Annotated in this window: 5 protein-coding genes; 3 read left to right on the plus strand and 2 right to left on the minus strand. The window is 70.0% G+C overall.

The features are described 5' to 3' along the window. The first annotated feature begins 274 nt into the window (after positions 1-274). Positions 275-2,587 carry a DEAD/DEAH box helicase gene (locus C5B96_RS01785; RefSeq protein ID WP_104242372.1) on the plus strand — a complete coding sequence of 771 codons (2,313 nt, stop codon included), beginning with the start codon at positions 275-277 and terminating at the stop codon, positions 2,585-2,587. Between the two features lie 168 nt (positions 2,588-2,755). Here C5B96_RS01785 and C5B96_RS01790 read toward each other — a convergent pair whose 3' ends face one another. Together C5B96_RS01790 and C5B96_RS01795 are read right to left on the minus strand one after the other, a co-directional pair. Further along, positions 2,756-3,403, minus strand: a complete 648-nt coding sequence (locus C5B96_RS01790) for a TMEM175 family protein (protein WP_104242374.1) — start codon at positions 3,401-3,403, stop codon at positions 2,756-2,758. Positions 3,404-3,410: 7 nt separating this feature from the next. Then, positions 3,411-4,640 (minus strand): MFS transporter, encoded by a 1,230-nt coding sequence (locus C5B96_RS01795; RefSeq protein ID WP_104242376.1) that lies wholly within the window; start codon positions 4,638-4,640, stop codon positions 3,411-3,413. Positions 4,641-4,820: 180 nt separating this feature from the next. Here C5B96_RS01795 and C5B96_RS01800 point away from each other — a divergent pair, with 180 nt between their 5' ends. Next, a complete protein-coding gene (locus tag C5B96_RS01800) occupies positions 4,821-6,989 on the plus strand; it encodes a bifunctional UDP-sugar hydrolase/5'-nucleotidase (protein WP_233188933.1) in 2,169 nt (722 codons plus the stop codon). Positions 6,990-7,090: 101 nt separating this feature from the next. Next, entirely contained in the window at positions 7,091-9,178 is a 2,088-nt protein-coding gene (gene recQ / locus C5B96_RS01805) for a DNA helicase RecQ (protein ID WP_233188934.1), read from the plus strand. Positions 9,179-9,180 lie beyond the last annotated feature (2 nt).

A 9,180-nucleotide genomic window follows, 5' to 3' on the forward strand; every position in this document is an offset into this window, starting at 1 on the left:
GCGCGGATGGGTTTGTAAGTCAGGTGGGCCGGTTTCTCGTTTCGTGCGCCAGTGTTCGTTGCTGGCAAGGGTGCGGCGCAATATGGATGCGTCGTTCACGACAGTGCACAAGCGCAACAACACCGCACGAACGTGTGCATGGGTGTGAAGGCGCGGGGCGAGAACAATCACGTATGTGAAACGGCCCCGGCCAAAGACTGCCCGGGTTCAGCAAATGTCAATCGCAAAGGTATTGACCGCTTTGCCATGCAATTGAAATAACCCGGAAAGCATCATGCCCGATTACTCCAAGAAGTCCGCCACCGGCGGCAACAAGTTCGCACCCAAGGGCGCAGCGGGTGCCCGCAGCGCCGGCCACCGCGGTTCCCGGAGCGCCGACGCCGGCGCGCCCAAGAAGGCCCGCTGGAACGCCGACGAACGCGCCGCCCGAGGCGCCGCCCCCACCAGCCGGGGCGAGCGGCCCAACTGGGAGCCGCGGGGCGCTGCTCCGTCGCGCGAGTCCAGCAGCTACAGCGACCGCAACGGTCGCCCGTCGTACGGCGACCGCAACGCGTCCGGCGCAGGCCGCAGCGAGCGCCCGTCGTACGGTGACCGGCCCGACCGCGGTGCGCGCACAGAGCGTCCGAGCTATGGCGACCGTGGAGCATCCGCTGGCCGTTCCTCGTACGGTGACCGCCCGGAGCGCACCGAGCGCCCGTCGTACGGCGACCGCAACTCCTCCGGCGCTGGTCGCACGGAGCGCCCGTCATACGGTGACCGTGGAGCATCCACGGGCCGCCCGTCGTACGGCGACCGCAACGCGTCCGGCGCGGGCCGCACCGAGCGCCCGAGCTACGGTGACCGTGGAGCATCCGCTGGCCGTTCCTCGTACGGTGACCGCCCCGACCGCGGTGCCCGCACCGAGCGTCCGAGCTACGGAGACCGGGGAGCATCCACCGGCCGTCCCTCGTACGGCGACCGCACCGAGCGCACCGAGCGCCCTTCCTACGGCGACCGCCCCGCTCGCACGGAGCGCCCCTCCTACGGCGACCGTCCCGACCGTGGTGCGCGCACCGAGCGCCCCAGCTACGGCGACCGCCTCGCCCGCACCGAGCGCCCGTCGTACGGCGACCGCAGTGAGCGCCCGGCCCGCACCGAGCGCCCGAGCTACACCGAGCGCCCCGGCCGCCCGGAGCGGCCCACCTACGGCGACCGCCCCGAGCGTGGCGACCGGAGCGACCGCCCCGCGCGCTCGTTCGACGACCGCCGCGACTCCAACACCGACCGCGCCGCCCGTGGCAGCGACTTCTACCCGAAGCGCGAGAACACCAGCTACAGCGACGGCCAGGGCACGGCAGCAGCCGGCCGCTTCGGCGCCGGCGACGACGTCGTGCTCGAACGCCTCGAAGCCGAGGTGACCACCGCCAGCGACGTCGTCGACAAGACGTTCGGCGACCTCGGACTCGGCGACAACATCACCCGCCAGCTGGCGTCGATGGGTGCTCCGAGCCCCTTCCCGATCCAGGCCGCGACCATCCCCGACGTTCTCGCCGGCAAGGACGTTCTCGGCCGGGGCAAGACCGGCTCGGGCAAGACCATCGCGTTCGGCGCCCCGCTCGTCGAGCGCCTGATGGAGAACGACGGAGCCAAGGGCCGCAAGCCCGGCCGCCTGCCCCGTGCGCTCATCCTGGCCCCGACCCGCGAACTCGCGATGCAGATCGACCGCACCGTGCAGCCCATCGCCCGCTCGGTCGGCCTGTTCACCACCCCGATCTTCGGCGGTGTGCCGCAGTTCAAGCAGGTGAGTGCCCTGCAGCGTGGCACCGACATCATCATCGCGACCCCCGGTCGCCTCGAAGACCTCATCGAGCAGGGTCGCCTCGACATCTCGCAGGTCAAGCTCGTCGTTCTCGACGAGGCCGACCACATGTGCGACCTGGGCTTCCTCGAGCCGGTGCAGCGCATCCTGCGCCAGACCGCCCCGAAGAGCCAGAAGCTGCTCTTCTCGGCCACCCTCGACAAGGGTGTCGCCAAGCTCGTCAACGAGTTCCTCGTGGAGCCGGCCGTGCACGAGGTCGCCGGTGAAGACCAGGCCTCCTCGACGATCGACCACCGCGTTCTGCTCATCGAGCAGCGCGACAAGCGTGCGATCATCGAGCAGCTCGCGAGCGGCGAGGGCAAGACGCTGATCTTCGCCCGCACCCGTGCCTTCGCCGAGGAGCTGGCCGACCAGCTCGACGACGCCGGCATTCCGTCCACGTCGCTGCACGGCGACCTCAACCAGTCCCGCCGCACGCGCAACCTCCAGCTGCTCACCAGCGGCCGGGTCAACGTGCTGGTCGCGACCGATGTGGCGGCACGCGGCATCCACGTCGACGACATCAACCTGGTCATCCAGGCCGATGCTCCCGACGAGTACAAGACCTACCTGCACCGTTCGGGCCGCACCGGCCGCGCGGGCAAGCAGGGCACGGTCGTGACGCTCATCTCGAAGTCGCGTCGTCGTCGCATGGACGAGCTGCTCGGCCGCGCCGACATCGAGGCGACGATGGTTCCGGCAGCCCCCGGCGACCGCCTCATCGACGACCTGCAGAGCGCCGGCATCTGATCCCGTGGCGCGCCCTCGCGGCGCGCCACCTGTATTCGCAGCACCTTCCGCAGCACAGAGCCACAGCAGGCTTGACCGAGACGGGCTCCGGATGCTCCACCCACGGGTGGGCATCCGGAGCCCGTCTCTGCGTTCCCCGTGCCCAGTGCAGCCTTCGACGCCTCGGCGTCAGGCAGCGGGGGGCGCGGTCTCGACAGGGGTGAGGCGGGCGGCCGCGCGGGCCTTCTGGCGGCGGGCGATCACGCCCTCGGCGACCCCCGAGGCCAGCAGGATGAACAAGCCGAACAGCCCGACGCCGGGAATGAACGAGAGCGCGAACGCCGCCGCCATCGAGCAGGTGGCGACGACAGCGGGGGTGAGTCGCAGCGTGCCGCGCACCGCCTCGATCTGCATCTCGGGCCGGCGCACGATCATGATGAGCTGCACCAGGCCGGTCAGCGACGTCACGAGCATCGTGCCGATGTAGAGCCCCGAGGTGACCGACCCGACCGTCGTGCCCTGGCCGAGCAGTTCGGTCGGGAACGGCAGGAAGACGATCGACAGCAGCCAGGCGAAGTTCACCCACACCAGGCGCAGCGTGTAGCCGTCGATCAGGCGGTAGATCTGGTGGTGCATCAGCCAGAAGCGCGCGATCACGACGAAGCTGAGCACGAACAGCAGCAGCTGCTGCATGTTGTCGGCGAGGAACTCCGCCGGGGGAGTCGACCTCAGGTCGCCGGCGGCGTCGACGAGCGGCAGGATCAGCAGCGTGACGGCGATCGCGATGACCGCATCGCTGAGGTTGACGAGTCGGTCGTAGCCGCGGGTGAACACCATGCGGCCATTATTCCGCGACAGGTACCCCGCCCGTGCGGCGCCCGCCGAGCATCCCGAGCCCCAGCACCGTGACGGCGCCGACGGCGGCGATCGCACCGGCCAGCCAGAAGTCGAAGGAGATGCCCGCAGAGCTCACGGCGATGGCCCCGACCGTCGAACCGGCCGCGATGGAGATCTGGATGGTCGTCACGAACAGTGCCAGCCCGCCCTCCGCCACGGCGGGGGCCGCATCGATGACCCACGTCTGCATAGCGAGCGGCAGACCGCCCCAGATCACACCCCAGAGCGCGAGCACGAGGAACGCCCCGGTCGATGAGCCGGCAACGAGGGGCAGCAGGATGATCGAGCCGGCCGCTATCGCCATCGCGCCGACGACGGTGGCGGTGATGCTGCGGCTGAGCGCGAAGCCGGCGAGGAAGTTGCCGATCACGCCGGCCACACCGAAGACGAGGAGGGCGAGGGTGATCGTCGCGGGCTCGAGGTGCACGAGCTGTTCGAGGTACGGAGACACGAAGGTGTAGGCCGCGAACTGCGCGAAGAAGACGAAGGTGGCTCCGATCAACCCGATCCGGGCCCTCGGAACCTTCAGCAGCGCGATGAGGGTCGACGGCCGCACCCGCAGCACGGAGGGCAGCTTCGGCAGCAGAACGAGCTGTCCGACCAGAGACACCAGGGCGAGCCCGGCGCCGATCACGAAGGCGAGCCGCCAGCTCGCGAGCGACGAGACGAGCGCACCGAGCGGCAGGCTGACGACCGTGGCGACCGAGATGCCGGCGGTGATGAACGAGGTCGCACGGATGACCGACCCGGGTTGCACGAGGCGCGACGCCACGGCGGCGCCGATCGCCCAGAAGCCGCCGAGCGCGGCGCCGAGCAGCAGCCGCGCGAGCAGCAGCACGGTGAAGTTCGGGGCCAGGGCGCCGAGCACGTCGGCGACCACGAGCGCGGCGGAGAGGGCCAGCAGCACCAGGCGACGGTCGACGCTCGACGACGCGATGGTGACCGCCGGAGCGCTGACGGCCGCGGCCAGGCCGGTGGCCACGACGACGAGGCCGGCGGTGCCGATGCTCACGTCGAGGTCGGAGGCGATCGCCGGCAGCAGCCCGATCGGCAGGAACTCCGAGAGCACCAGCACGAACGAACCGAGGGCGACGGAGGCGACGGCGAGCCAGCTCCGCGTGTCGGTGCGGGTGGTCGGCGCGGGCGGAAGCTGGACTGCCGCTGTGTCTGTGCTCATGGGGAGCTACAAGACAGCGGCCCTCCGATTCATTCCGCCGAATCGCTTGCCCAATATGAACAGTTCGTTACAGCTCTGGCCCGGAGTCTGAGAATCGACACATGAACCGTACAGTTTTCTGGTGGCCCTGTTTTTCACCGCAGGCCGCTTCGCAGTGATTTGACGAACGAAGGAACCTTTGTGCGATTGAACAGCACCCCCTCCCACCGCATGCCGAGAGCCGTCGCTCTGGTCGCATCCGTGACCCTCGCGGCGGGCCTCAGCGTCGGAGCCGCAGGCACGGCGTCGGCCGCATCCGCCCCCGTCGACATCGACATCGTGAACATCAACGACTTTCACGGGCGCCTGGAGGCCAACGGCACGACGGCCGGCGCCGCCGTGCTCGCCGGGGCGGTGGAGTCGTTCCGCGCGGCCAACCCGAACACGATCTTCGCGTCTGCCGGTGACAACATCGGCGCGTCGACGTTCACCTCGTTCATCCAGGACGACCAGCCCACCCTCGACGCGCTCGACGCGATGAAGCTCGACGTGTCGTCGGTCGGCAACCACGAGTTCGACAAGGGAGCGAGCGACCTCGAGAACCGTGTCGAGCCGGCCGCGGACTTCCCGTACCTGGCCGCCAACATCTTCGACAAGGCGACCGGTGAACCGGCGTTCGACCAGTACTTCGTGAAGGATGTGGCGGGCATCCGTGTCGGCTTCATCGGCGCCGTGACCGAAGAACTGCCGTCGCTGGTCAGCCCCGCCGGCCTGGCCGATGTCACCGTCGGCCCCATCGTCTCGAGCGTGAACACGGTCGCCGACGAGCTGAAAGACGGCGACGACGCCAACGGCGAGGCCGATGTGATTGTTCTGCTGGTGCACGAGGGTGCGGCGACCCCCGAGCCGGCCGCGCCCGACTCGGCCTTCGGCAAGATCGTCGGGGGAGTGAACGCGAACGTCAGCGCGATCATCAGCGCCCACACCCACCAGCTGTACAACTACGAGGCACCCGTGCCCGGGGTCGCGGGCGCGACCCGGCCCGTTCTGCAGACCGGTTCGTACAGCATGGATCTCGGCCACCTCGCCCTCTCTGTCGACCCCGACACGAAAGAGCTGCTCAGCATCTCCTCCGAGGTTCTGCCGCTGACCGACGCCGACGATGACGACGCACCTCTCTACCCCGCCGACCCGGCCGTGCAGAGCCTTGTCGACAAGGCCGTCGAGACCGCCGATGTGCTCGGCAGCGTCGAGACCGGCACCATCACGGCCGACTTCAACCGCGCCCGTCAGTCCGACGGCAGCGAGAACCGCGGCGGCGAGTCGACGCTCGGCAACTTCGTCGCCGACGTGCAGCTCTGGTCGACCGAAGATGCCGGCTCAGAGGTCGCCTTCATGAACCCCGGTGGCCTCCGCACCGACGTCAGCTACGCGGGCGCCGGCGACGCCGACGGTTCGGTCAGCTTCAAAGAAGCGGCGAGCGTGCAGCCCTTCGCCAACACCCTGGTGACGACGACCCTCACCGGTGCGCAGATCAAGCAGGTGCTCGAAGAGCAGTGGCAGCCGGCCGCGGCCACCCGCCCGTTCCTGAAGCTCGGCGTCTCGAAGTCACTCGCCTACACCTACGACCCCGCTGCCGCTGCTGGTTCGCACGTGACGTCGATGACGCTGAACGGCGCCCCGCTGGCCGCCGACCGGGCCGTGAAGGTGACCGTCAACTCGTTCCTGGCGTCGGGTGGCGACAACTTCTTCACCCTCGCGAAGGGCACGGCTGCCGCCGACTCCGGCAAGATCGACCTGCAGTCGATGGTCGACTACTTCGCCGAGTTCAAGGTGGCGACGCCCGATGACGCTCAGCGCGCAGTCGGTGTCGCCTACGACGGTGCTCTGGATGCCGCGGCCGGCGTTCAGGCGGGCCAGTCCGTCACGGTGAACCTCTCCTCGCTGCTGTTCAGCGGGGGTGAGCCGAGCGCGACGACGGTCGACGTGGTGGCGGGTGGCCAGGTCATCGGCAGCGCTCCGATCGACCCGTCGATCGTGGACACGACAGACGAGGTCGGGCGGGCATCCGTCACGTTCACCGTTCCTGCCACCGCCGCGGTCGGCGACGTGATCTCGGCGTCCGTGCCCGGAACCGGCACGACTGCTGCACTGCTCACGGTGACCTCGGCGGCCGCAGTGCCGCCGGTGGTTCCCGGCACGCCGGGCACGCCGACGCCGACGCCTGCTCCGACTGGCCCGGGTACGCCCGGCGGGCTCGCGAACACGGGTGCGAACGGCGCGGAGAGCGTCGGGCTCGGTGCCCTGGCGCTGCTCGCGCTCGTAATCGGAGGGGCTGCGGTGGCCCTGCGCCGCCGACGCACCGCCTAGCGCGCTCGGCACTTCCCGAGGGGTGGGCCTGTGGAGAACTGTTTCTCCACAGGTTCACCCCTTTCGGCTTTCGTGTCAGGGGTCGAATCTAGACTGGTCGCATGACGACGAACCCCCGCACCGAGTATTCCGAGGCCGAACCCCCGCCCTCGGAGTACCCGGAGTCGGAGTACCCCGGGTTCGAGCCGCCGATGCCCGACTACGCCGAGCCCGAGTACCCCGACTTCGATTCGTTCTCGTTCGACGGGCCCTCCGGCGGTGGCGGTGCGGGTGGCGGCGGTGCGGCTGCGCGCGGTTTGCGTGGGCCCGCAACCCCGCCGGTGATTCGCGCCCGGCCGGCGCTCGGCGAAGACGCCCGCGCCGTGCTGAAGCGGGTGTTCGGTTACGACGACTTCCGCGGCGACCAGGCGGCCGTCATCGACCAGGTCGCCGGCGGTGGCGACGCCGTGGTGCTGATGCCGACCGGTGGCGGCAAGTCGCTGTGCTACCAGATACCGGCGCTGCTCCGGGAGGGCACCGGGGTTGTCGTCTCGCCGCTCATCGCCCTGATGCAAGACCAGGTCGACGCGCTGCTGGCGGTGGGCCTGAACGCTGCGTACCTCAATTCGACGCAGGATGCGCGGGAGCGCGAACGCGTCGAGACCGCCTATCTGGCGGGGGAGCTCGACCTGCTCTACGTCGCGCCCGAGCGTCTCTCTTCAGAGGCGACGAAGCGCTTCCTCGACCGCGGAACCATCTCCCTGTTCGCGATCGACGAGGCACACTGTGTGTCGCAGTGGGGTCACGACTTCCGCCCCGACTACCTCGGGCTCTCCGAGCTGGCCGACCGGTGGCCGTCGATCCCGCGTCTCGCGCTGACGGCGACCGCCACAGAGGCCACCCACAAGGAGATCACCGAGCGACTGCAGATGGGCCGCGCGAAGCACTTCGTCGCCAGCTTCGACCGGCCGAACATCCGGTACCGCATCGAGAACAAGGCCGAGGTGCGGCACCAGCTGCTGTCGCTCATCCGCACCGAGCACGCCGGTGACGCGGGCATCGTGTACGGGCTGTCGCGCAAGACCGTCGAGCAGACGGCCACCTTCCTGGCCTCGAACGGCGTCAACGCGCTGCCCTACCACGCCGGCCTCGACGCCGGCACGCGGGCCCGCACGCAGTCGCGGTTCCTCCGCGAAGACGGGGTGGTGATCGTCGCGACGATCGCCTTCGGCATGGGCATCGACAAGCCCGACGTGCGCTTCGTCGCCCACATCGACCTGCCGAAGTCGGTCGAGGGCTACTACCAGGAGACCGGCCGGGCCGGCCGCGACGGCCTGCCCTCCACCGCGTGGCTCGCCTACGGCCTGCAAGACGTCGTGCAGCAGCGGCGCATGATCGAGCAGTCGCCGGGTGACGCCTCGCACCGGCGCAAGCTCTCCTCCCACCTCGATGCGATGCTGGCCCTCTGCGAGACGGTCGACTGCCGCCGGGTCAACCTGCTCGGCTACTTCGGGCAGACGAGCACACCCTGCGGCAACTGCGACACCTGCCTCACGCCGCCCGAGGCGTGGGATGGCACGGTGCCCGCCCAGAAGCTCCTCTCCACCGTTGTTCGGCTGCAGCGCGAGCGCAACCAGAAGTTCGGCGCCGGGCACCTCATCGACATCCTCCGCGCGAAGAAGACGCCGCGCGTCACCCAGTACGGGCACGACGACCTGGCTGTCTGGGGCATCGGCAGCGACCTCTCCGAGCAACAGTGGCGCGGCGTCGTGCGGCAGCTGCTCGCGAAGGGCCTGCTCGCGGTGAACGACGACGGTTTCGGCACGCTCGTGCTGGCCCCCGCCAGCGCGGCGGTGCTGAGCGGCGCGACCACGGTCTCGCTGCGCACGGAGCCCGACCGCCCGGCGGGGCGCTCGGGCTCGGGTTCCGGCTCCGGCTCGTCCGGTTCCGGCCGCGCGCGGGCCTCGGCCGTGGCCGACCTCTCTGACGACGCGGTGCCCGTGTTCGAGGCCCTCCGCGCCTGGCGCTCGGCGACGGCGAAGGAGCTGGGCGTCCCCGCCTACGTGATCTTCCACGACGCCACCCTCCGCGAGCTCGCCACCCGCCGCCCCGCCGCCCTCGCCGACATCGACGGAATCCCCGGCATCGGCCAGAAGAAGCTCGACACCTTCGGCGAGGCCCTCCTCGAGGTGGTGGCCGCCACCCCCTGACC

The organism is Subtercola sp. Z020 (assembly GCF_002931235.1).
In the GTDB taxonomy this organism is placed as follows: Bacteria; Actinomycetota; Actinomycetes; order Actinomycetales; family Microbacteriaceae; genus Subtercola.